21 protein-coding genes are annotated in these 23,397 nt (G+C 62.7%); 16 read left to right on the forward strand and 5 right to left on the reverse strand.

Going from position 1 to position 23,397, the window contains the following annotated elements; translation table 11 throughout:
• The first annotated feature begins 16 nt into the window (after positions 1-16).
• The 4 genes from ilvC (at position 17) to IVB13_RS06500 (ending at position 4,658) form a co-directional block, all read left to right on the forward strand.
• Positions 17-1,036, forward strand: a complete 1,020-nt coding sequence (ilvC, locus tag IVB13_RS06485) for a ketol-acid reductoisomerase (protein WP_007600992.1) — start codon at positions 17-19, stop codon at positions 1,034-1,036.
• A gap of 472 nt (positions 1,037-1,508) precedes the next feature.
• Entirely contained in the window at positions 1,509-2,360 is an 852-nt protein-coding gene (locus IVB13_RS06490; protein ID WP_018454345.1) for an SDR family oxidoreductase, read from the forward strand.
• A gap of 62 nt (positions 2,361-2,422) precedes the next feature.
• Positions 2,423-2,713 carry a DUF1330 domain-containing protein gene (locus IVB13_RS06495; protein ID WP_018454346.1) on the forward strand — a complete coding sequence of 97 codons (291 nt, stop codon included), beginning with the start codon at positions 2,423-2,425 and terminating at the stop codon, positions 2,711-2,713.
• A gap of 232 nt (positions 2,714-2,945) precedes the next feature.
• Positions 2,946-4,658, forward strand: a complete 1,713-nt coding sequence (locus IVB13_RS06500; RefSeq protein WP_018454347.1) for a sulfatase-like hydrolase/transferase — start codon at positions 2,946-2,948, stop codon at positions 4,656-4,658.
• A gap of 56 nt (positions 4,659-4,714) precedes the next feature.
• On the opposite strand, the gene IVB13_RS06505 is transcribed toward IVB13_RS06500, so the two are convergent.
• Together IVB13_RS06505 and IVB13_RS06510 are read right to left on the reverse strand one after the other, a co-directional pair.
• Complete coding sequence (locus tag IVB13_RS06505) at positions 4,715-6,274, reverse strand: glycine betaine ABC transporter substrate-binding protein (protein ID WP_018454348.1); 1,560 nt, start codon at positions 6,272-6,274, stop codon at positions 4,715-4,717.
• A complete protein-coding gene (locus IVB13_RS06510) occupies positions 6,271-7,053 on the reverse strand; it encodes an ABC transporter ATP-binding protein (RefSeq protein WP_018454349.1) in 783 nt (260 codons plus the stop codon). Before IVB13_RS06510 ends, IVB13_RS06505 begins: the two co-directional genes overlap by 4 nt.
• A 146-nt stretch (positions 7,054-7,199) precedes the next feature.
• Between IVB13_RS06510 and IVB13_RS06515 the strand changes: the two genes are divergently transcribed.
• Together IVB13_RS06515 and IVB13_RS06520 are read left to right on the forward strand one after the other, a co-directional pair.
• Complete coding sequence (locus tag IVB13_RS06515) at positions 7,200-8,018, forward strand: ABC transporter ATP-binding protein (RefSeq protein ID WP_026232716.1); 819 nt, start codon at positions 7,200-7,202, stop codon at positions 8,016-8,018.
• On the forward strand, positions 8,018-8,803 hold the full coding sequence (locus IVB13_RS06520; protein ID WP_018454351.1) for an ABC transporter permease: 786 nt from the start codon (positions 8,018-8,020) through the stop codon (positions 8,801-8,803). Before IVB13_RS06515 ends, IVB13_RS06520 begins: the two co-directional genes overlap by 1 nt.
• A 45-nt stretch (positions 8,804-8,848) precedes the next feature.
• On the opposite strand, the gene IVB13_RS06525 is transcribed toward IVB13_RS06520, so the two are convergent.
• A complete protein-coding gene (locus IVB13_RS06525; RefSeq protein ID WP_018454352.1) occupies positions 8,849-9,298 on the reverse strand; it encodes a cupin domain-containing protein in 450 nt (149 codons plus the stop codon).
• 138 nt (positions 9,299-9,436) lie between these two features.
• On the opposite strand from IVB13_RS06525, the gene IVB13_RS06530 reads away from it, so the two are divergent.
• From IVB13_RS06530 to IVB13_RS06570, 9 genes are all read left to right on the forward strand, one after another.
• Positions 9,437-10,462, forward strand: a complete 1,026-nt coding sequence (locus IVB13_RS06530; RefSeq protein WP_018454353.1) for an ABC transporter substrate-binding protein — start codon at positions 9,437-9,439, stop codon at positions 10,460-10,462.
• A 29-nt stretch (positions 10,463-10,491) separates the two neighbouring features.
• Positions 10,492-11,196, forward strand: coding sequence for a hypothetical protein (locus IVB13_RS06535; RefSeq protein WP_018454354.1), 705 nt, complete (start codon positions 10,492-10,494; stop codon positions 11,194-11,196).
• A 95-nt stretch (positions 11,197-11,291) separates the two neighbouring features.
• Positions 11,292-12,614, forward strand: a complete 1,323-nt coding sequence (locus IVB13_RS06540) for an ABC transporter substrate-binding protein (protein WP_247488054.1) — start codon at positions 11,292-11,294, stop codon at positions 12,612-12,614.
• Positions 12,615-12,645: 31 nt separating this feature from the next.
• Positions 12,646-13,416, forward strand: coding sequence for an ABC transporter ATP-binding protein (locus IVB13_RS06545; protein ID WP_018454356.1), 771 nt, complete (start codon positions 12,646-12,648; stop codon positions 13,414-13,416).
• Positions 13,416-14,120, forward strand: coding sequence for an ABC transporter ATP-binding protein (locus IVB13_RS06550; protein WP_018454357.1), 705 nt, complete (start codon positions 13,416-13,418; stop codon positions 14,118-14,120). The genes IVB13_RS06545 and IVB13_RS06550 overlap by 1 nt, the downstream gene beginning before the upstream one ends.
• Positions 14,121-14,133: 13 nt before the next feature.
• Complete coding sequence (locus IVB13_RS06555) at positions 14,134-15,015, forward strand: branched-chain amino acid ABC transporter permease (RefSeq protein ID WP_018454358.1); 882 nt, start codon at positions 14,134-14,136, stop codon at positions 15,013-15,015.
• Entirely contained in the window at positions 15,012-16,031 is a 1,020-nt protein-coding gene (locus IVB13_RS06560; protein ID WP_026232717.1) for a branched-chain amino acid ABC transporter permease, read from the forward strand. The genes IVB13_RS06555 and IVB13_RS06560 overlap by 4 nt, the downstream gene beginning before the upstream one ends.
• Positions 15,991-16,950, forward strand: a complete 960-nt coding sequence (locus tag IVB13_RS06565) for a polyphosphate kinase 2 family protein (protein WP_018454360.1) — start codon at positions 15,991-15,993, stop codon at positions 16,948-16,950. Before IVB13_RS06560 ends, IVB13_RS06565 begins: the two co-directional genes overlap by 41 nt.
• A gap of 1,040 nt (positions 16,951-17,990) precedes the next feature.
• Entirely contained in the window at positions 17,991-20,312 is a 2,322-nt protein-coding gene (locus tag IVB13_RS06570; protein ID WP_018454361.1) for a mechanosensitive ion channel domain-containing protein, read from the forward strand.
• A 334-nt stretch (positions 20,313-20,646) separates the two neighbouring features.
• Here the strand turns inward: IVB13_RS06570 and IVB13_RS06575 are convergent, their stop codons facing one another.
• Both IVB13_RS06575 and IVB13_RS06580 read right to left on the reverse strand, forming a co-directional pair.
• On the reverse strand, positions 20,647-21,366 hold the full coding sequence (locus IVB13_RS06575; protein WP_018454362.1) for a hypothetical protein: 720 nt from the start codon (positions 21,364-21,366) through the stop codon (positions 20,647-20,649).
• A gap of 106 nt (positions 21,367-21,472) precedes the next feature.
• The gene (locus IVB13_RS06580; RefSeq protein WP_018454363.1) at positions 21,473-22,447 is read right to left on the reverse strand and encodes a zinc-dependent alcohol dehydrogenase family protein; all 975 of its coding nucleotides are present in this window, start codon (positions 22,445-22,447) and stop codon (positions 21,473-21,475) included.
• A 126-nt stretch (positions 22,448-22,573) separates the two neighbouring features.
• On the opposite strand from IVB13_RS06580, the gene IVB13_RS06585 reads away from it, so the two are divergent.
• On the forward strand, positions 22,574-23,047 hold the full coding sequence (locus IVB13_RS06585; RefSeq protein ID WP_018454364.1) for a helix-turn-helix domain-containing protein: 474 nt from the start codon (positions 22,574-22,576) through the stop codon (positions 23,045-23,047).
• Positions 23,048-23,397: the final 350 nt, after the last annotated feature.

The following is a 23,397-nucleotide window of genomic DNA, read 5'->3' on the forward strand; positions in this document are numbered from 1 at the left end:
GAACGAGGAAACGACCATGCGTGTTTATTACGATCGCGACGCCGACCTGAACCTGATCAAGGGCAAGAAGGTCGTCATCGTCGGCTATGGCAGCCAGGGCCACGCCCATGCGCTGAACCTGAAGGATTCCGGCGTCAAGGACGTGGCGATTGCGCTCCGCAAGGGTTCGGCCTCGGCCAAGAAGGCGGAAGCTGCCGGCTTCAAGGTGATGGAAGTCGCCGAGGCCGCCAAATGGGCCGACCTGGTCATGATGCTGACCCCGGACGAGCTCCAGGGCGACATTTACCGCGAGCACCTGCACGACAACATGAAGAAGGGCGCCGCCCTCGTCTTCGCGCACGGTCTCAACGTCCACTTCAACCTGCTCGACCCGCGCGCCGATCTCGACGTTCTGATGATCGCGCCGAAGGGCCCCGGCCACACGGTGCGTTCGGAATACCAGCGTGGCGGCGGCGTGCCCTGCCTGATCGCGATCGCCAAGGACGTCTCGGGTAACGCCCACGACCTCGGCCTGTCCTACGCCTCCGCCGTCGGCGGCGGCCGTGCTGGCATCATCGAGACCACTTTCAAGGAAGAATGCGAGACCGACCTGTTCGGCGAGCAGGTCGTGCTCTGCGGCGGCCTGGTCGAGCTGATCAAGGGCGGCTACGAGACGCTGGTCGAAGCCGGCTACGCCCCGGAGATGGCCTATTTCGAGTGCCTGCACGAAGTGAAGCTGATCGTCGACCTGATCTATGAAGGCGGCATCGCCAACATGAACTACTCGATCTCCAACACCGCGGAGTACGGTGAGTACGTCACCGGCCCGCGCATCGTCACCGACGAGACCAAGAAGGAGATGAAGCGGGTTCTGAACGACATCCAGTCCGGCAAGTTCGCCCGCGACTGGATGCTCGAGAACAAGGTCAACCAGACCTCGTTCAAGGCGACCCGCGCCAAGCTCGCCGAGCACCCGATCGAGGAAGTCGGCGCCAAGCTGCGCGACATGATGCCCTGGATCAAGAAGGGCGCGCTGGTCGACAAGTCGAAGAACTAAGCGGCCGTTCGGATGCGGCGTATCGGTTGCGCCGCATCCGGACACGCGAGCGAAAACACAAGCTTCGCTCGCCAAACCAATTCTTAAATCTTCGCGATTATATTCGAGCGAGATCGCAACCAGCGGTCTCGCTCTTTTCGTCTCGCGCGAAGCATTGCTGCTTCATTCAAATTCTTCGCGAGCTGAAGTGCTCCCTGAGCATGAAGAACTGACGCTTAAACCACATTCTTGGTCTCGCGTTGTTTTCGGAATTTCTCAGAAGCTCCCGATCCTCAAAAGCCCAGCGTCTTCAGGGTCAAGGATTCGGCTCTTCATCCATACCTTCAGGATGCAATCAATCGCACGTCGCGAGGTTCGCACCTCGCCTTCAACTTAAGAACTGACACCCGCGGCGTCTCCTTGAGCGGTGGACGGCATTGCGCCCCGGCACCTTTCGCCTGCATGATCGCGGGAGCTCTTGGGGAGGAAGATCATGCGATCCGTCGTCGTCACCGGCGCGTCCACCGGCATCGGCTGGGCCATTGCGAAGTTTCTGATCGGGCGCGGCTATCGTGTTTTCGGTAGTGTCCGCAAGCAGGCCGATGCGGATCGGCTCATGGGTGAATTCGGTACGAACTTCACGGCGCTGCTGTTCGACGTCACCGACGAGGCGGCGGTCCTCGCGGCTGCGCGAAAAGTCCGCGAGGCGCTGGGCGGCGAGACGCTGGCCGGTCTCGTCAACAACGCCGGCGTCGCGGTCGCCGGTCCCGTGCTCGAATTGTCGGTCGACGACTTTCGCCGGCAGATGGAGATCAACGTCATCGGCCCGGTCATCGCGACGCAGGCCTTTGGGCCGCTGCTGGGCGCCGACCCGTCGCTGGAGGGACCGAAGGGCCGGATCGTGATGATCAGCTCGGTCGCGGGCAAGAACGGCAATCCGTTGTCGGCGCCTTACTGCACCTCCAAGCATGCCATCGAAGGTCTGTCGGAGAGCTTGCGCCGCGAATTGATGCTGTTTGGCATCGACGTCATTATCGTCGCACCCGGCGCCGTCAAGACGCCGATCTGGAGCAAGGCCGAGCAGATCGATCTTTCGGTCTACCAGAACTCGCCTTATCTGCCGGCGCTGAACAAGGTCATGGCGTTCATGATGAAGCTCGGCGAGACCGGGCTGCCGGCCGAGCGGATTGCCGAGGTCGTTTTCGAGGCGCTCACCGCCGAGAGGCCCAAGGTTCGCTACCAGATCACGCCGGACCGGATGCGGCATTTGATGACGGCCACGCTGCCCAAGCGTGTGGTCGACCGCATCATCGCCAAGCGGCTCGGGCTGCTGCCGCAGGGCTGAGCCTCCGAGGTGAGACCATTGCCGGACAGGTGATCAATTTCCGATCGTGGGAGCGTCTTGAGATGCCGGCTTATGTGATTTTCGACGTCGAGATCAGGGATTTGCAGCAGTACCAAAGCTTCATGTTGGGCGTGAAGCCCGCCCTGGAGGCCGCTGGAGCTCGATATCTGGCGCGAGGGGGCGCCCACAAGGTCTACGAGGGAGACTGGCAGCCCCGCAGGATCGTTCTGCTGGAATTCCCATCCGTCGCAGCCTGGGAGGCATTTTACACAGGCGCGACCTACCAGGGTCTCAAAGCGGTCCGGGACGCTTGCAGTTCTGCCCGCCTGGTCAGCGTCGAAGGCCTCGACTAGACGGCAAGTCGGTTCTGCACTGCGGGATTTGCCCTAGGGACGAATTGGGCCCGGAGACCGATCGGCTTCCGCTAACATTAAGCGAAGGTCGGACCGCGACACGCGTTGCTTGTCCGTGACCGTTCAATTACAGTTTTATGACACGGTGCAGGCCTTCCGGCTGCGCCGAACGCCGCAGGCCCGGTCAGCCGGCTCGGCATCACCGTGCCGGACCAGCAGTTGCGTGTCGTCGATGGCGTCCGCGCCCAATCCAGGTCCTTCTGCCACGACCGCCGTGCTGGCAAGCGTCGCTGCGCTCGGCATCTGGCGGCTGCTCGCGGTTGCAGCGCCGCATCTCGCGGCGCTCGTCCTGATGTACGAGACCGAGACGGATTTCGGCGCACGGCTCTCCTTCGTGCTGGCCTGGGGCATCCTCAACTTCTTCTGGATCGCGCTGCTGCGGCGGCCGGCGCTCTCGGGTGCGCTGTCGCTGACTATGGTCGTGGTGCTGGTGCTGCTGTCACGGCTGAAGCACGACGTCGTGCAGATGACGGCCAACTTCATCGACCTGATGATGATCGACCGCGACACGGTGGCGTTCCTGTTCACGATCTTCCCGAATTTGCGCTGGTCGGTGATCGGGGCCGGCCTGGTCACGCTGCCGCTGATGTATGCGCTGTGGTGGCTCGACCCATTCCGCATCCGTAGGCTACCGGCGCTCGCCTCGATGCTCGCCTGCCTCGCCGCGCTGGTCGGCTATTCGCTCCACCATCCGGACGAGGCTTGGCGCGGCTATTACGACGACGGCTATCTCTCGAAGTTCTTCCGCTCCGGCGTCAGCGCGGTCTCCGACTTCGCGCAATACGGCTTCATGGAGTCGGCCGCTTCGACCAACGAACGGCTCAACATGCCGCTGGTCGATGCCTGCCATCCTGCCGGCCGGCGGCCGAACATCATCATGGTCCATGATGAATCGAGCTTCGACATCCGCGCCGCGCAGGGCATCAAGGTGCCGGCCGGCTACGGCAGCCATTTCAAATCCTGGGACGGCAAGGAGCGCGCGTTCCTGGCCGAGAGCAATGGCGGGCCGAGCTGGTTCACCGAATACAACGTGCTCGCGGGGTTGTCGTCGCGCTCGTTCGGCCGCTTCGCCTATTTCGTGACGCGCATTGCAACAGGCCGTGTCGAGCGCGGCCTGCCGCTGGCGCTGCGCCGCTGCGGCTACGACACGATGTCGCTGTACCCCGCCTATGGCGGCTTCATGGCCGCGCGCAGCTTTCAGGTGACGACCGGCATCGAACGCTTTCTCGACTCCAAGGATCTCGGCGCCAAGGATGTCGAGCCGGATAGCTTCTTCTACGACAAGGCGCTCCGGCTGATGGGCGAGCGGACGCCGAACAAGCCGCTGTTCACCTTCATCTATCTCGGCGCCAATCATTTCCCCTGGGAGACGCGCTTCCGCCCGGATCTGCTGCCGAACTGGCGCGCACCGGGCAATGTGCCGTCCATCGACGAGTACCTGCGGCGGCAGGCGATGAGCGCCGAGCAGTACAACGCTTTCCTCGCGGGCTTGAAGAAGAAATTTCCCGGCGAACCCTTCCTGATCGTGCGCTACGGCGATCATCAGCCGGAATTCGCGCCCGGTATCCTCGAGCCCGGGCTCGACGAGGGCGCTCTCGGCAAGAAGCTCGACGCCTACGACGCACGTCTCTACGCGACTTACTACGCGATCGACGCCGTCAATTTCGAGCCGGTGAAAAGCGAGGCCGTGATGGACACGGTCGACGGCCCGTATCTGCCGCTGGTTATCCAGGAAGCCGCCGGCATCCCGCTCGATCCGTCCTTCGCCGAGCAGAAGGAGATCATGCTCCGCTGCAAGGGCATATTCTACGGATGCAAGGACGGGGCCGAAGCGCGCCGGCTTAACCGGCTGCTGATCGATGCGGGGATGATCAGGGGGCTGTAGCGTCTCTCCAACGTCGTCCTGGCGAAGGCCAGGACGACATCGAACGAATGGCGCGGCTACCGCCCACCCACCTTCTCCCACAGCCATTTCGCCACTGCATCCGGCGACGAATTCGCGTCATTGCCGGCGGCGCGCAAATTAGCTTCGCGCATGGTCGCGATGTCGATCTTGCCGAGCAGCGGCTTCACCGCGGCCCGCAGCCGTTCGTCGCCGGCGCGCTTTGGGGCCAGCAGCAGGATCGCATCGTAGGGCGGGATCGCGTGCCTGGGATCGTCGAGCGCAACGAGATCGTATTTTGCGATCAACCCGTCGCTGGTGTAGCCGGCGATGACATCGACCTCGCCGCTGGCGACGGCCGCATACATGAAGTCCGGCTGCATCTGGCGCTGGGCGCGGAACGAGAGGCCATAGGCCTTTTGCAGCGCCGCCCATTCGGGTCGCGAGAAAAACTCATAGTCGCCGGCGATCGACAGGGTCGAAGCATGCGCGGCGAGATCGGCGATGGTGCGGATGCCAAGCGCCTCGGCGCGCTTCTTCGGGATCACCAGCGCATAGGCGTTCTCGAAACCGAGCTCGCCGAGCAGGGTGATGTTCTCCTTCGCAAGCGTTGTCTGCAGCTCCGCCAACAGCTCCGCGCGCGGCTTGATGTCCGTGCGGTGAAGCTGATTGGCCCAGAGCGTGCCGGAATAATCGACGTAGAGATCGATATCGCCGGCTTTCAACGCCTCGAAGATCACGCTTGAGCCGAGACCGGAGCGTGCGACGGCGGCGAGACCGGCGGCCTGAAGCCGGTCCCGCATCAGCGCCGACAGCACATACTGCTCGGCGAACGTCTTGGCGCCGACGACATAGTTCTGTGACGAGCGCCCCATCGTCGGCACCAATGTTGCGGCGACCAGTGCCGCGATCCCGGCCGCGCCAAGCGCCGCACGCACGCGGCTGCGCCAGCGCAGGCCGCTCTCGACCAGGCCGAGCAGTTGATCGACGGCGAGCGCCAGCAGGGCCGAGGCAAAGCAGCCGAACAGCACGAACACCCAGTTCTGGGTCTGGAGCCCGGCAAAGATGTAATTGCCGAGGCTGGTCTGCCCGATCGGGGTCGACAGCGTCGCGGTGCCGATCACCCACACCGCGGCGGTGCGGATCCCCGCCATCATGACCGGCAGCGCCAGCGGCAGTTCGACCATCACCAGCGACTGCCGCGCGGTCATTCCGACGCCTTTGGCAGCCTCTATCAGCGCGGGATCGATGCCGTTGAGGCCGGTGATGCCATTGCGCAGCACCGGCAGCATCGAATAGAGCGCCAGCGCCAGCATCGCCGGCAGGAAGCCGAAAGCGGAGAAGGAGACGCCGAACCAGGCCAGCGCCACGGAGGCCGCGAGCAGCAGGAGCGGATAGAACAGCGCGAGCAGCGCCAGCCCGGGCACCGTCTGCACGATGCTGGCGAGCGCGAGCAGCACAGCGCGCGGCGTGGGACGGTTGCGCGTCAGAATCGCCAGCGGCAGGCTGACGATCAGGCCGAGCGCAAGCGCGGCGAGACTCACCCGCACGTGGTTGCCGAGATAGTCGGGCAAATGCGCCAGCGCTTCGCCCCAACGCGGATCCGTGAAAAGGCTCATGCCGCCCCGCCCTTTAGCAGCAGCGCGTTCAATCGCTCGACCTGGCGTCGCGGCGTCCGCAGCAGCTCCAGCACGTAGGCGTCGCTGCTTTTCGAGAGCTCCACTGGCGTGCCCTGCGCCAGCAGCTTCCCGCTGCGCATCACCGCGATGCGGTCGGCGAGCAGGATCGCTTCCGTCATGTCGTGGGTGATCATCACGGTGGTCAGGCCGAGCTTGCGGTGCAGCTCGCGAAAATCGTCGCCGAGCGCATCGCGGGTAAGGGGATCGAGCGCGCCGAATGGCTCATCCATCAGCACGATGCGGGGCCTTGCCGCAAGCGCCCGCGCCACGCCGACACGCTGGCGCTGGCCGCCCGAGAGCGCATCCGGCAACCGCCCGCGATGGGCGGCCCGGTCGAGCTGCACGAGCTCGAGCAACTCATCGACCCGTGTTGCGATATCCGCTGCCGAGACGCCGAGCAGCTTCGGCGTGATCCCGATATTGTCGGCGACGCTCAGATGCGGGAACAGTCCGCCGCTCTGGAAAACGTAGCCGATGCGGCGCCGCAGCGCGACCGGATCGACGGATTGCACGTCGTCGCCCTCGACCGTGATCGTGCCCCCATCCGCCTCGATCAGGCGGTTGGCGAGCCGCAGCAGCGTCGTCTTGCCCGAACCCGAGCCGCCGACGACGGCTACAAATTCGCCTTCGGCGATGTCGAGTGACACATCGTCCACGGCCTTGAGCGCGCCGAAGCTCTTGGTGACGTGGGCATAGCCAATCATCGGCCTGGACGGCATCGGGCGGGGCTCACTGCGCTGACCCGCCCCAGGGAAGGGAGGGGGAAGGGAGGGGATGACAAGGCCCATGCGTAGCACGCTTGGCGGCTTGATTGAACTTGGTCGCGCGAGCGGCTAAGGCATCGGGCCAAGTTCGGAGGAAGCATATGATAACGCCTACGGCAGTGGCGCTGGAAGATGCCAAGGTCGCGTTCCAGTTGGGGGACGGGCGGGTCTATACGGCGGTGGAGAAGGCGCATCTGACGGTGGCGCAGGGCGAGTTCGTCGCCATCGTCGGCCCGACCGGCTGCGGGAAATCAACACTGCTCAACGTCGCGGCCGGGCTGCTGAAGCCGGCTGCGGGGAGCGTCAGGATATTCGACCAGCCACTTGCCGGGCTGAACCGGGACGCCGGCTACCTGTTCCAGGCCGATGCGCTGTTCCCCTGGAAGACCGCGCTCGACAACGTCGCGATCGGGCTCGAAGTCAGCGGCACGCCGCGCAGCGAGGCACTGCCGCGGGCGCAGAAATGGCTGACCTCGGTCGGCTTGGGTGCCTTCGCCAACCGCTATCCGCACATGCTCTCGGGCGGCCAGCGCAAGCGCGTGGCGCTGGCGCAGGTGCTGATCCGCGATCCAAAGATCCTGCTGATGGATGAGCCGTTCGGACCGCTGGATGCACAGACCCGGCAGGTGATGGGCAACCTGTTGCTCGACCTCTGGAACGCTGACCGCAAGGCCGTGCTGTTCGTCACCCATGATCTGGAAGAGGCGATCGCGCTCGCCGACCGCGTCGTGATCATGTCGGCGGGGCCGTCCTCCCGCATCATCGGCGACTGGCGCGTGAGCCTGCCGCGCCCGCGCGACATTTTCGAAGTGCGGCTGGACAAGGAATTCCATGCGCTTCATCGCGAGATCTGGAGCGTGCTCAAGGACGAGGTCATGAAGGGCTATGCGCAGTCCACGCAAGCGGCGGAGGCGGTCTGATGTCGCGCGTCACGCTGCTTACGCTGCAAGTGCTGGTCGCGGTGGTCTGCCTCGCGCTGTGGCAATTGCTGTCGACCGTGCCCGTGTTCGGCAAGATCCTGCTGCCGCCGTTCTTCTTCTCCAATCCGGTCGATGTCTTCGCCCAGATCGTCAAATGGTTCTCGTCCGGTGTGATCTGGAAGCATCTCGGCATCACGCTGACGGAATCGATCCTGGCCTTCGTGATCGGATCGGCCGGCGGTGTGCTGATCGGCTTCTGGTTCGCGCGCCAGCCGCTGGTCGCCGCGGTGTTCGATCCCTACGTCAAGATGGTCAACGCTCTGCCGCGTGTGGTGCTGGCGCCGATCTTCGCGCTGTGGCTTGGGCTGGGCATCTGGTCCAAGGTCGCGCTCGGCGTGACGCTGGTGTTCTTCATCGTGTTCTTCAACGTCTATCAGGGCGTCAAGGAGGTCAGCCGCACCGTGCTGGACAACGGCCGCATGCTCGGCATGAGCGAGCGGCAGCTGATGCAGCACGTCTATTGGCCTTCGGCGCTGTCGTGGATGTTCTCCTCGCTGCACACGTCGGTCGGTTTTGCCGTGGTCGGTGCCGTCGTCGGCGAGTATCTGGGATCGGCGGCGGGGCTCGGCTACCTCATTCAGCAGGCCGAGGGCATATTCGACGTCGCCGGCGTCTTCGCCGGCATGTTCGTGCTGTCGGCCTTCGTCATCCTGATCGATTTTGGCGTGACATTGGTGGAGCGGAGACTGCTGGTCTGGCGCCCGACCGTGGACGGGCGTGGCTAAGCCGCGAGGGGCCCGCGCACCGCGCGAGCCCCGGATCGCGAAAGCTCAATCCAGCAGCTTGGTGTCATCGGGGGCCTGCGGCGGCGTCTTGATCGCGATCGCCTTGACCTGTCCGCTGATCGGCTTGGTGCCGCCATGCGGCGTCCCCTTCGGGATGATGACGAGGTCGCCCGGCTTCACCGTGACCTCCTTGTCGCCGAACCAGATCGTGCCGGTGCCCTCTAAGATGTACTGGATCTCGTTGGTGTTGGGATGCATGTGCTTGGGCACATTGCCGACCTGGATCGAGATGGTGGCGCCATCGGCGCTTGCGAACGTCTTGGAGCGGTAGCCGACGGCGTTGGCATTCCCGAGCGCGTCGCCCTCCATCTCGCCGGTGTGGATGATCTGCGGAGGGATGTTCTCCGCGGCCAGCGCCGGCCGCAGCAGGTGGGTTGCGCCGCATCCGGCGGCAAAAGCGGTGGCGATCGACAGTCCGATTGCAAGGCGATTCATGGATGATCCTCCCCATCAAGAATTGTTCTTGTGGGCTTCATGCTATTGCGCCGAAAGGCCGATGGCCAGCGCCTTCGGTCCTGCTTCTCAAGCCAGCCCGGCTGCTTTATGGTGCCGCCAGCCGAACGGAGGAAACCAATGAAGAACACGATAGCCAGGCTCGCGGGCGCGCTGCTCGCGCTGACGCTCACCACCGGTCTTGCCGCGGCGCAAAGCAAGGTCACGATCGCGATCGGCGGCGGCTCCTGTTTGTGCTATTTGCCGACGGTGCTGGCAAAGCAGCTCGGCGAATACGACAAGGCGGGTCTCGACGTTGAGCTCGTGGACCTCAAGGGCGGCTCGGACGCGCTCAAGGCCGTGCTCGGCGGCAGCGCCGACGTGGTCTCCGGCTATTTCGACCATTGCGTCAACCTCGCGGCCAAGAAGCAGGAGCTTCAGGCCTTCGTGGTCTATGACCGTTATCCCGGCCTCGTGCTGGTGGTTTCGCCGTCGCACACCAACGAGATCAAGTCGATCAAGGACCTCGCCGGCAAGAAGGTCGGCGTCAGCGCGCCCGGCTCCTCCACTGACTTCTTCCTGAAGTATATGCTGAAGAAGAATGGCGTCGATCCCGCCAGCACCGCCGTGATCGGCGTTGGCCTCGGCGCCACTGCGGTCGCCGCCATGGAGCAGGGCCAGATCGATGCGGCCGTGATGCTCGATCCCTCCGTGACCGTGCTCCAGGGCAGCCACAAGGATCTGCGCATCCTCTCGGACACCCGCACGCAAAAGGATACACTTGAGACGTTCGGCGGCGAATATCCGGGCGGCGCGCTGTACTCGACCGCGGCCTGGGTCGCCGGCCACGAGAAGGAGACGCAGGCGCTGACCAACGCGATCCTGGGCACGCTCGCCTGGATCCACTCGCACTCGCCCGAGGAGATCATGGCGAAGATGCCGGAGGAGACGGTTGGCAAGAACAAGGACCTCTATCTCGCGGCACTGAAGAACACGATCCCAATGTTCTCCGAGACCGGCAAGATGGACCCGAAGGGCGCCGACGCCGTGCTCGCGGTGTTCAGCGTTGGATCGCCCGAGGTCGCCAACGCCAAGATCGACGTCAGCAAGACCTTCACCAACAAGTATGTCGAGCAGGCCAAGAAGACCACGGGAAGCGTCAAATAACTGACGCGAAGGTGTGGTCATCAGGCGTCATGACGTCACCAATCATTCATCGGGTCACGACGCTTGAACTTGCCGTGCGGCCGATCGTCTGGGCGTTCGCGGAGGAGCGGCGCGCCGAGATCGCCACGCATTTCGCCGAGAAGCAGCGCGAGCGGCCAAAGATCTGGAACGGTCGCGTCCTGCTCGGGCGTGATGCAACGTTCGCCGACGGGCATCTTTCTGCGACCTATTTCGAGACCGATTTCGCGAGCTTCCTCGCCTGGCGCGATTGGGGTTTTCCCGACAAGGCCGTGTTCAACGGTTTTGGCATGGGCGCGTTGCGCGCCTCCGACGGCGCCTTCGTCATGGGTGAGATGGCGCAGCACACCGCCAATGCGGGCCGGATTTATTTCCCGTCCGGTACGCCCGATCTCGAAGACGTCAGGGGCCACACGCTGGACATTCCCGGCAGCGTGATCCGCGAACTCGAGGAAGAGACCGGCCTGACCGCCGCCGACTATCGGGTCGAGCCGGACTGGCACTGCGTCGTCACCGGCCCGACGATTGCGATGTTGCAAATCGTCAACCTGGACATGCCGGGTGATGTGGCGCGTGCGCGGATCGAAGCCAATCTGGCGGACGAGGCCGAGCCAGAGCTCTCGGCCATTCATCTCGTGCGCGGGGTGAGCGATCTCACGCCGTCCATGCCGCGATTTGTCACGGCCTTCGTCGAGCAGCAGTTCGCGTTGCGCTGATGCGCGAGGCTTGACATCGCTGCGCTCAGCCCATGTGATGGGCGAAAATATAAAACCAAAAAGAATGCAATGCACAATCGTCCAGGGAGGTTTTGATGCGCGTGCGCATGGCTGCCCGTTTGGTACGTGGGCTGTTGGTCGCGGTATCGGCGACAGGCTTGGCGCTGTCCGCCCAGGCCCAGGATCAAGGCAAAGAGAAGAAGATCAAGATCGGCGTCGTTTTCGATCTGACCGGGCCTCTCGCCGGCGGTGGCTCTGAACTCGGCTATATCGGCGCAAAGATCATTCTCGACCATTTCGCCAAGACCGGCGTCGAGGGTTACAAGATCGAAGCGGTCTATGCCGATGCGCAAAGCAAGCCCGACATCGCGATCAACGAATCCGTCCGCCTGCTCGAGCAGGAAAAGGTCGACATGGTGCTCGGCTTCTTCTCCTCGGCGCAATGTGTGCCGGTCGCGGCCCGCGTCGAGCAGCTCAAGAAGTTCATGTGGATGACGACTTGCATCTCGTCGGCCGTGTTCAACGAGAAGGGTTACAAATACGTCTTCCGCCCGCAGGCGAGCGGCGACCAGTTCGGCATGATGACCATGGATTTCATCGCGCAGAATGCCAAGGCGAAGTTCGACAAGGAGCCGAAGGATCTGCGCGTCGCCATCATTCACGAAGACGGCGCCTATGGCGTCGACGTGTCCAGGGGCAACGAGGCCGGCGCGAAGAAGGCGGGATTCAACGTCGTGATGAAGGAGGGTTATTCAGCCACCGCGCCTGACCTCTCCGCGCTGGTGACCAAGCTGAAGCGCGCCAAGCCTGATGTCATTTTCCACACTGGCTACAACCCTGATATCACGCTGTTGCTGCGTCAGGCGCGCGAGCAGGGGCTGAAGTTCGGCGCGCTGATGGGGCACGGCGCGGGTTACGGCGTCTATGAAAAACTGAAGGAAGGCATGGGAGCCGATGCCACCTACATCTTCAACACAGACCCGATCTCGATCTGGCTTGCCAACCAGAAGACCATGGATCCCAAGCTCCCGCCTGTGATCAAGATGGTTGGCGAGGAATTCGACAAGATCCGGCCCGGCGTCGCGATCCGCTCGGCGCATGTCGGCATCGGTGCGTCCAACACCTATGTGTTCATGAATGACGTGCTGCCGCGCGCGATCAAGAAGTATGGCGGGGTCGATCCGGATGCGCTGCGCAAGGCTGCCCTCGATACTGATATTCCCGAAGGGGGCACCATGCTCGGCTTCGGCGTGAAGTTTTACGGCGAGGGCGCGCCGATGGCCGGGCAGAACGAGCGCTCGTTCCCGGTCGTGATCCAGTACATCGACGACAAGTCCTCCGTGGTGTGGCCCAAGAGTCAGGCGCAGCGCGAGGCTGTGCTGCCGCTGCCGAAGGGCACCACCTACAGCAATCAGTAGCGCAAATGCGCGCAGAGAGGAGAGCGGGACGGTGCTGGAAGTCAGCGGGCTGGTGAAGCGGTTTGGTGGCTTCACCGCCGTCAACAATGTGTCGTTCAAAGTCGATCAGGGCGAGATCCTCGGCCTGATCGGCCCCAACGGCTCGGGCAAGAGCACGATCTTCAATATGCTCTCGGGTACACTGGCGCCGACGTCCGGTTCGATCCTGTTCGACGGCTCCGAGATCGCGGGCCTTCCGCCGCACCGGATCATCAACAGCGGCATCGGCCGCACCTTCCAGATCCCGCGACCATTCCGCCGCCTGACGATCTTCGAGAACGTCGCGCTCGCCGGATTCTATGGCCAGGGCCGCCACAGCCGTGCCAGGGCCGAGGAGGCGGCCGAGCGCTCGCTGGCGATGGTCGGCTTGCCGACCGATCGCCATGCCAGCGTCGACGGCCTCGGCGCAGCCGGCCTGAAAAAGCTCGAACTGGCGAAAGCACTCGCCACCGCGCCCAAACTTCTGCTGGCCGATGAGAGCCTCGGCGGCCTCGACGAGGCCGAGATGGGGCAGGCGGCTAACATGCTCCGCAACATCCGCGACGAGCTCGGCATTACCATCATCTGGGTCGAGCACATCATGGGCGTGCTGATGCGCGTCGTCGATCGCGTCATGGTGCTCGATCACGGCGAGAAGATCTCGGAAGGTTTGCCGAGTGCCGTTGCCGGCGATCCCCGTGTCATCGAGGTCTATCTCGGCACCGATGCCGAGACCACGCAGGCTGCGGCCGCCGCAGCGCGCCGCCGCGCGGGGGTGCAGTGATGTTGGAGCTCCGCGGCGTCAATGCCGGCTATGGTACCTTCCAGGCACTGTTCGACGTCGATCTCGACGTGAGGGCGGGTGAGGCCGTCGGCGTCATCGGTCCCAACGGGGCCGGCAAGACCACCCTGATGCGCGTCATCTCCGGCCTGATCCGCCCCTCGCGTGGGGCGATCAGAATGGAAGCCGTCGACGTCGTGGCCACGCCGCCGCACAAGATCGTCAGCCTCGGGATCGCGCATGTGCCGGAGAACCGGCGGCTGTTTCCGCAGCTCTCGGTCGACGACAATCTCAAGATGGGCGCCTTCATGCAGGAGGCGCGCGGCCACTATGCCGAGCGGCTGGACGTGGTGTTCGAGCTGTTTCCGCGCCTGAAGGAGCGCCGCCACCAGATGGCGGGCACCATGTCCGGCGGCGAGCAGCAGATGTGCGCGATCGGCCGCGCGCTGATGTCGAATCCAAAGCTGCTGCTGCTCGACGAGCCGTCGGCGGGGCTCGCGCCGGTCGTGGTGCAGCAGGTGTTCGAGCTGGTGAAGCGGATCCGCGCCAGCGGGCTGACCGTGCTGATCGTCGAGCAGAATGTGCAGCAGGTGCTGAAAGTGGTCGATCGCGCCTATCTGATCGAGGCGGGTACGATCAGGTCCTCAGGCACCTCGGCCGAGATGCTGGCGAGCGACACGGTCAAGGAAGCGTATCTCGGGGTGTGAGGTTCATGCAGGCATGCAAGCATTTCTGGACATTTTCGACATCTACCTGCTGGAGGCCGTGATCAACGGCATCCTGCTCGGCGGCGTGCTGGCGTTGCTCGCGCTCGGGCTCAATTTGATCTTCGGCGTCATCGACGTGACCTGGATCTGCTACGCAGAGCTGGTGATGATCGGCATGTACGCCATGTACTTCCTGGTGCAGTATTACGGCATCAGCTATTTCGTCGCCGCGCCGCTCACCATCCTGCTGGTCGCGGTGCTCGGCGCGGCGCTGCATTACCTCGTGATCGCGCCGCTGCTCACGGCGCCGCCAATCAACCAGTTGCTGGCGACCGGCGGGGTGCTGTTCGTGCTGCAGAGCTTTGCCACGGTCGCCTTCGGCATCGACTTCCGTAACCTCGGCATCCGCCTGCCGGTGCTCGCCTTCGGCGACATGAATTTCAGCTACGCGCGACTGCTGTCCTTCCTGGCCGCGCTGGTCGGCATGGTCGCGGTCTATCTGTTCATGACGCGGACCTTCACAGGGACCGCGATCCGGGCGATCTCGCAGGACCGGCAGATCATGGCGCTGATGGGCGTCGACACGAAGCGGATCTATCTCATTACCTCTGCGATCGGCGGGGGGCTGGCCGGGCTCGCAGCATGCCTGCTGGTTCTGCAATATGACGTGCATCCCTTCGTCGGCCTGTCGTTCGGCCCGATCACCTTCCTGATCTGCGTGCTCGGGGGCCTCGGCAATTTCATCGGCGGCTTCATCGCCGCCTTCGTGTTCGCCGAGATCATCTCGCTCGGCGGCCTGTTCTCCGATCTCGAATGGGGCTATGTGCTTGCCTTCGCGTTCTTCATCGTCATGATGTTCATCCGGCCCGCGGGCCTGCTCGCGAGGCGCCGATGATGGGGCGGGGACGGCTTGCAGCCTGGGGGATCGGATTGGCGGCGCTGGTCGCGCTGCCTTTCGTCTATCGCGATCCCTATCATCTGCACATCCTGGTGCTGATCCTGATCTGGTCGTTCGCCTATACGTCCTGGTCGATGATGGGGCGGTTCGGCCTCGTCTCGCTCGGCCACGGCGGTTTCATGGGAATCGGCGCGTATGTCACCGCGCTACTCTGGAATCACCTGGGCTGGTCGCCCTGGATCGGCATCCCCATCGGCATGGTCGCGGCCGGCGCGCTGGCGCTGATCGTCGGCTATCCCTGTTTCCGCTTCCGCATCACCGGGCACTATTTCGTGCTGGTGACGCTCGCGCTCTCCGGCATCGTGCTCCAGGTCATTACGGCGACGCGCGACTACACCGGCGGCTCGCTCGGCTACACGCCGAACCGGGCCGCGGGCAACAAGCTCTGGTCGCTGCAATTCGACGACAAGATCACCTGGTACCTGATCGCGCTCGGGGTCTGGCTTTTCGGCATCGTGGTCTGGCACTGGGTCGACCGCAGCATGGCCCGCTATGCGCTGGAGGCGATCTCGGAGGACGAGGACGCCGCGGCCGCCGCCGGCGTCGACGTCACCGCGGAGAAGCTGAAGATCACGCTGCTCAGCGCGCTGATGACGGCATTGGCCGGCGCGCTCTACTGCCAGTACCAGATGTTCATCACGCCTGATACCGTCAGCGGCATCGCGGTGTCGCTCCAGATGGTGTTCGCGGCCATCGTCGGCGGCCTGTTCGTCTCGCTCGGCCCGACCTTCGGCGCTATCATCACGATTATGCTGGCCGAGACCCTGCGCATCGGCTTCGGCACCAAGGCGGTCGGCTGGGACAATCTCGTCTACGGCGTGTTGCTCGTGCTTTTCATCATATTCCTTCCCAAGGGTATCCTTGGTAGCTTGCTCGACCGATTGAAGCCGCAACGCAAGGTGTCCCGCGCTCATGAGCAAGAAGTCGTCCAAATCGCTCGCCCAGGAACTTGACCGCTACATCACGCCGTTCCGCTACGATGGTTCGGGCAAGTTTCATCTCAAGGATCACAAGACCAACGAGAAGGGCGACCTCGACAAGGAGAAGGCCCAGGAGATTCTCGATGCCAACATGAAGCGGCTGATCGCGTTTCAGGAGAAGCTCTACGCCCAGGACCGCTGGTCGGTACTGATCGTGTTCCAGGCGATGGACGCCGGCGGCAAGGATTCCGCGATCAAGGCGATCTTCGAGGGGATCAATCCGCAGGGCTGCGAGGTCAGTGCCTTCAAGGCGCCGAGCAGCAAGGAGCTCGATCACGATTTCCTCTGGCGCCACGTGGTCGCGCTGCCGGAGCGCGGGCATATCGGCATCTTCAACCGCTCCCATTACGAGGAATGCCTGGTGACGCGCGTGCATCCGGAGGTCCTCGCCAAGGAGAAGCTGCCGTCAATGCTCGTCACCAAGAACATCTGGAAGGAGCGGTTCGAGGACATCTGTGCGTGGGAGCGCTATCTCGCGCGCAACGGCACCGTGGTGCTGAAGTTCTTCCTCAACCTGTCCAAAGACGAGCAGCGCGAGCGCTTCCTCGACCGGCTGGAGGATCCGTCCAAGCAGTGGAAGTTCTCCATGGACGACATTAAGGAGCGCGCGCTGTGGCCGCGCTACCAGGCGGTCTATCAGGACATCGTCCGGCATACGGCAACGCCTCATGCGCCGTGGTATGTCGTGCCGGCCGACCACAAATGGTTCGCGCGCGTCGTGATCGGGTCGGCCATCGTCGCGGCGCTCGAAAAGCTCGATCTGCGCTTCCCTCGCGCCGACAAGGCCTCGGCGGGTGAATTCGACGAGGTGCGCAAGGCGCTGGAGAAGGAGGAGAAGGCGGGCAAGAAACAAAAACGCGAAAACAACCCCATGCACAGTAGCCGGGGATAACGAAATCAATGACTTGAAGGTCAGCGCGAGCGCTTGCGGATTTAACGAAATCGTTTGACTCGTCGGGCAAAACAGGGGCATGATGTGATCATCCCCAAATTCCTCAGTACTCGCGTCCACCGGTAGCAGAAGCGTTCTACATTGGCGGGAAGGGCGGCCTCGCAATTCGCCCACTTCTCGCATTTCGCTGCAAGCGAATCCGTCGCAGTCAGATGGAACGCGCCCTCAAATGTGATTTGCGCGCCGTTGATCTTGCTTGACAGTTCTTCGTCACGGGAGGACCATCTCAATGGTCGCAAACAAGCGACGCGCAACGTCCACATCAAGAGCAAGGGGAGGTCTATGACACCACCTCCGCAGATCCAGCCGCGTTAAGTGCGATGGAGCTCGTTCGGACTATCGCATAGCGGCAGAAAACCGCGAACGGCACGCCGGGCCAAGGTTTAGAGGGCTGCATCAGTGTGGCATAGCCCCTACCTGCCCGGCGCTGTATTGTGCATCACATCGATTGCACACCGATCCACGTCGGAGGGCCGTGACGCGGCCGCCGTGCTTTTGACATCGTGCTTCTCTCTTCCTCCTCCTCACGGCCGTCATTCCGGGCCGACTCCCGGAATGACGGAGGGCTGTCGCATATCAGGGCTGTCGCATATGACGTCTCAGCGGCGCCTGAGCGAGCGCCTCGTCCTTCGAGACGCCGCGTTCTGCGGCTCCTCAGGATGAGGCTCAGCTGCATCCATCTGCGTTGAAATGTTGCCGCATGTTCATCCCTCATCCTGAGGGCTCGCCGCAGGCGGGCGTCTCGAAGAATGGCCGCGGTTGAGCTTCCAGCCGCGTGCCTGCATTCCGATCGCTGCACGTCCTGCCTTGAGACCGCGGTTCCCGTTTACTGCACCGCGGCAAATGCCAAGAGAATGTCGCCTCATTGGCCAACTTCCGACACAGCGCCCGGGCGAATAGCGTCGATCCGACATGATGCATGTGCTTCGGCGGTGACGGGCCCGACGTCGCCGTCGCATTCATTTTCCCAGGGATCCCTCGTGTCGCATAAGCTTGCCTCCGCGCTTCTCGCCGCGCTCTTGATCGCGATCTCATCTCTCTCCTGCGCCCGCGCCGCGCCGCCGACGAGTAGCGCTGCCGCGTTGTCGCCCGATGAGGCCAAGCGCGCGCTGGAAACGCTGCAGGACGACAAGAAGCGCGCGCAGATGATCGACACGCTGCGCGCGATCGCCAATGCGTCCGGTGCACAGCAGCCCGCGCCCGAGCCAAAATCGCCGATCCCGCTCGCGGCCGACGGCCTCGGTGCGCAGCTCATGCTCACCGTGTCCGAGGAAATCGGCGAGATTTCGCGAGACGTCGCCGATATGGCCAGGACGCTCACGCACTTCCCGGCGTTCTATTACTGGATCGTGCGGACCGCGAACGATCCCGCGGCCTACAATCTCCTGATCGAGATCGCCTGGAAGCTTGCGCTGGTGTTCGGCTGCGCCTTCTGCGCCGAATGGGTGATCTTCCGTCTGATCCGCCGCCCCGTCGTGTTCCTGGAAGGGCGCATGCCGCAAACGGCGCGTCTGCCGGTGCAGGTGTTGCCCATTGCCGATCCGCCGTCATCCGTGGCCGATGTCACCCCGGCGCCCGAACTGCACATGCGCCGCCACAGCCTGGCGCGGGCCTGGCAAATCATGCTGCGGCTGCCGCTCGTGCTGGGACGCTTCCTGCTCGAGCTGCTACCCGTGTTGGTCTTTGTCGGCGTCGCCACGGCGCTGCTCGGCACCGAGATCGGCGGGCCCACCACCGTCCGTCTCGTGATCCTCGCCGTCGTCAACGCCTATGCGTTCTCGCGCGGGCTCTTCTGTGTGGTCCGTGTGCTGGCGGGACCGTTCGGCTTGTTTCCGGTCAAGGCCGAAACCGCCGCCTATATCGAGATCTGGGCGCGCCGTATCGTCGGTGTCGGCGTCTCCGGCATCGCCTTTGCGAATGTGGCGCTGCTGCTCGGCCTGCATCGCGGCGGCTACGCCGCGCTCCTGCGCATGGTGATGCTGGTCGTGCATCTCTTCATCGTCGTCATCATCCTGCAATGCCGCCGCCAGGTCGCCGAAGCGATCCGCGCGCCGGCCGACCGGCAGGGGATCGCGGCGCGACTGCGCAACCGCATCGCGGGCGGCTGGCACTATCTCGCCATCGCGCTCGACCTTGCGCTGTGGGCCGTGTGGGCGCTGAACATTCGCAACGGCTATTCGTTGCTGCTGCAATATTTCGTCGGCACCATCGCGGTGGCGCTGATCACGCGTGTCGCCATCATGCTGACGCTGGGCCTGATCGACCGCGGCTTCCGCATCAAGCCCGAGATCCTCCAGCGCTTTCCGGGCCTCGAGATCCGCGCCAACCGCTACCTGCCGCTGCTGCGCAAGATCGTATCCGGCGTGATCGCCTTCATCGGCCTGGTGGCCGTGCTCGAAGTCTGGGGCGTCGACGCCATCGTATGGTTTTATGGGGGCCAGATCGGCAGCCGGCTGATCTCGGCGGTGGTGACGATCGGACTTGCCGTGTTCATCGCAGCTGCGATCTGGGAAGCCAGCAACGCGCTGCTGGACCGCCAGATCAATACGCTGTCGCGCGATGGGCACTATGCCCGGGCCGCGCGGCTGCGGACCTTTCAGCCGATGCTGCGCACGGCCTTGCTGTGCGTGATCGCCACTGTCGTCGGGCTCACGGCGCTCAGCGAGATCGGCGTCAACGTCGCGCCGCTGCTGGCGGGCGCCGGCATCGTCGGCATCGCCATCGGCTTCGGCTCGCAGAAGCTGGTGCAGGATCTCATCACCGGCCTGTTCCTGCTGCTGGAGAACACCGTCCAGGTCGGCGACAGCGTCAGCGTGTCCGGGCTATCGGGCGTGGTCGAGAACGTCTCGATCCGCACGATCAGGCTTCGTGCCGGCGACGGTGCCGTGCACATCGTGCCGTTCAGCGCGGTCACGACTATCACCAATGCCAGCCGCGGCGCCGGCAATGCGTCCGTCAGCGTCAACGTCGCCTACAAGGAGGATACCGACCGCGCCGGCCAGATCCTCAAGGACATCGTCGACGAGATGCGCCGCGAGGTGGAATTCCGCAGTCTGATCCGCGGCGATCTCGAGCTCTGGGGCATCGACAAGGTCGACGGCGCCATGGTGTCGATCGTCGGCCAGATCCGCTGCACCGAGGCCGGCCGCTGGCCGGTGCAGCGCGAATTCAACCGCCGCATGAAGCAGCGTTTCCAGCACAACGGCATCGAGGTCGCATCCGCCACCCAGACCATCCTGATGCACATCGCGCCGCCGGCTGATGGCGCCGCTCATCTGACGCCAAGGCGAGCGGTCGGCTAGAGAGTCTGTCCATAAACGTCGGCTTGCCAATCGAAAGCGGAAGTGTCCGACCTTACGTGTGATCGGCGGCTCGTGATCCAAACCGGAAGTCGGCATGCCAACGATAACTCAGAACAGAGGAGGTGGCGCCTTTTGGCCCCGCCTTGCCCTTAAGTTCGTTTGTGTCCACGCCATGAACGTACTCGCGCGTGTCCTTCAAACGTTTTTCTTGGATGTACGCGCTCCTCAAGTCGATTGTGTCTACCCCAATCGCCGATGACACCCACGGCGCGCGCCATGGGGCAGTCGGGGGGTACCCATTTGCTTGCGTGCTTCCTGCCGTCTGAATGCTTTTTTAAGTCAAAGCAATTGCAGAGATATCGATACCGACGAGGACAGATTCGGTATTTATACTTCCGTCCGGGTTTCTCCTGAACGCGCGCCGTTTGGTTGGCATCATAATCCCTTGAATGTTCTTGTACTCGGACATGTAGTGCGCGGCTGGAGCACCACCTGCCACGAGTGTGGTATAATCCAAACGAGCGATGAGCCCGTTTTCATCGACGTGGAATATCTGGTCCGGACAGTGAGTTCCAACCTTCTCGGGAAAAGTGATCTTGAGCCGCCGGCGTACCGTGCCTTGGTCGGTCGCCGGGTCTATCTCTTCCGCTTTGGCACTCTCAGTGACAAACATAAATGGAGTATTCAGATAATTCCAAAGTGCATACCCGGTAAAGTAAGCCAGATGCAGCCTATCCCACGTCGTCTGAAGAGTATGTCCTTCAAACGCATTTCTTGGATGTACGCGCTCCTCGATAAGCTTCCCGTCGATTGTCTCTAGCCGAACACGATCCGGTTCGTAGATGCTTTGCACGCCTTCTTCGGTAAAGTGCGTAAAGCAAGTTCGCTGTTCTTTCGTTTGCGCCTTCAATTGAACATTTTCGAAGACACCATCCCATCCCTTTCTAGTCCAGTGCGAACCATGCATCGAGAGGTTCACGTCGATCGCGTTGAATTTTCGCCATCGTTCAAGAGTTCCGTGAGACTCAAGCACCAGATCTAAAAGAGCAGTCATGTGTCCTCCGGTTCGCCCTATTGGAATTAGGGCCATCGCTTTCGATATCGCACTAGCTGCGGTTTCAGGCGCTTAGAATTCAGGGCGCCTGACCGTTGATCATCCATTAGTTGGGTTTCAGAAGGACTTTCCCGCCTTTTTGCGCATGCGCCATGGCCTGAGTTGCCTGCTCGAGCGAATAAACGCCGGCGACCGGAACGTGCAGTTTGCCTTCGGCGATCAGTCGCTCGGCTGTCCGCGTATGAGCCGCAAGCTTTTCGTGTGCATCTCGAAAGCGCGGAAATCCCAGCCAAAACCCTTCCAGGGTCATCTGCTTGAAAATGATGTTCAGAGGACTCATGGCCGCGGGCTTTCCGCTGACGCCGCCATAGACGACCATCTTGGTGTTCGACGCGAGGCAAGACGCTACCGAGTGCGAGGACTCGCCACCCACGCCGTCGATGCCCAGCTTGATTTTAGCCTTGCCGGTCGCCGCTGCGACCTGCTTCACAACGTCGGGTCCATCGACAAGGACGACGTCAGCTCCGGCTGACTTCAGCTCATCCACCAGCTCGGGTCTGCGCACGAGGCTTACCGAGCGCAGTCCGAACTCCTTTGCAAACGCAATGACGCTGCGTCCCACACCGGAATTGCCGGCGTTCTGGATGACCCAGTCGTCCTTGCCGAGTTCGACATACTCGGTTAGGAGCAATGCCGCTGTGAGCGGATTGATCCGAAGCATTGACATCTGTTGGGGATCGGCTTGCTCAGACAAGACGATGAGATCGGTGGCCGGCACCGTGATGGCCTGTCTCCACACGGGAAGCCCGATCGGAATGGCCACACGATCGCCAGTCCTTACATTTTTAACCGAGGCTCCTACGGCGACAACGCGGCCAATAGCTTCGTTCCCGAGCGGCGCGGGCGGCTGCGGCCTGATCGCATACATGCCACGGATCATCAGAAGTTCAGCAAGTCCGATCGCTGAGTATTCGACCGCGACCGTGGCTTCATTTGCTGCCGGCGGTGGGGGTGGATCGCTTTCGACAACTTCAACCACCTCGGTGGGTTTGCCAAACTTAGACATTTGCAGAAACTTCATTGTCCCCTCCGCGAGAGCTGTATGGCTCATTCCGCCAAGTAATCTTACGGTTCCCTGACCGCTCGACGCCAAACCATGCTAAGTTCATATAACGAACTGTCATTAACGTCAACCTGTGTATGAAAAATGAACTCAGAAAAAGCGCATTCGCCCGAGCTGGATCTTCGCTTGATGTTGGAGCTAAAAAACAACTGCTCCATCAAGCGAACGCTCGAGATTGTTGGTGAAACCTGGACCTTGTTGATCTTGCGCGAGGCCTCATGGGGGGTTCGCCGCTTCCAGGACTTTCAAACGTTTTTGGGCATACCAAGAGCGGTGCTGTCTGAGCGCCTGGAAAAACTTGTTGAGTACGGAATCTTTGAAAAAACTCCTTACAAGGAGCCGGGGGCGCGAAAGCGCTATCAATACGAACCCACCAAAGCCGGCATCAAGCTATTGCCTGTGCTGATGGCATTGAGCCAATGGGGAGATGAGCATCTCGGCAAAGGATCTGCCCGCATGATCGACAAAGCGACTCGGGAAGAAGTGTTTCTGAAGGTCGTCAGCAAAAACGGCGACCATGTCCCAGTGGAGCGGGTGCGACCAGTAGTGCGGAGGTAATCACACGTTTGTGGTCAATAATGTTGATCGGCTTGCTGAAAGTAAGAAAGAAGTTCTTGAGCGATTGAGCAGGCGGGGTCCCATCGTGCGATTTGCCGAGCCTGCGGATCATCGGTCGGACACGCGCCAATGAAGCACTAACGCCAGCTGAGCGGGCCCCACGCGATTTCCACACATGGCCCAACTCGGACCTAGGGTGAGGTGCGCCAACGCGGCCGGTATCGGAGGCAGAGTGGACCTCAGACGAAGTGCAGCGCGAGTTTATGAGTACATGTCCTAACACTACTTTGGCAGATTGTTGATTTTGCCGCGATTTATAGGATTCCCGAATCAATTGTTCAATGATTCAT

Origin of the sequence: Bradyrhizobium sp. 17, from assembly GCF_023073515.1 — a bacterium.
In the GTDB taxonomy this organism is placed as follows: Bacteria; Pseudomonadota; Alphaproteobacteria; order Rhizobiales; family Xanthobacteraceae; genus Bradyrhizobium; species Bradyrhizobium canariense_D.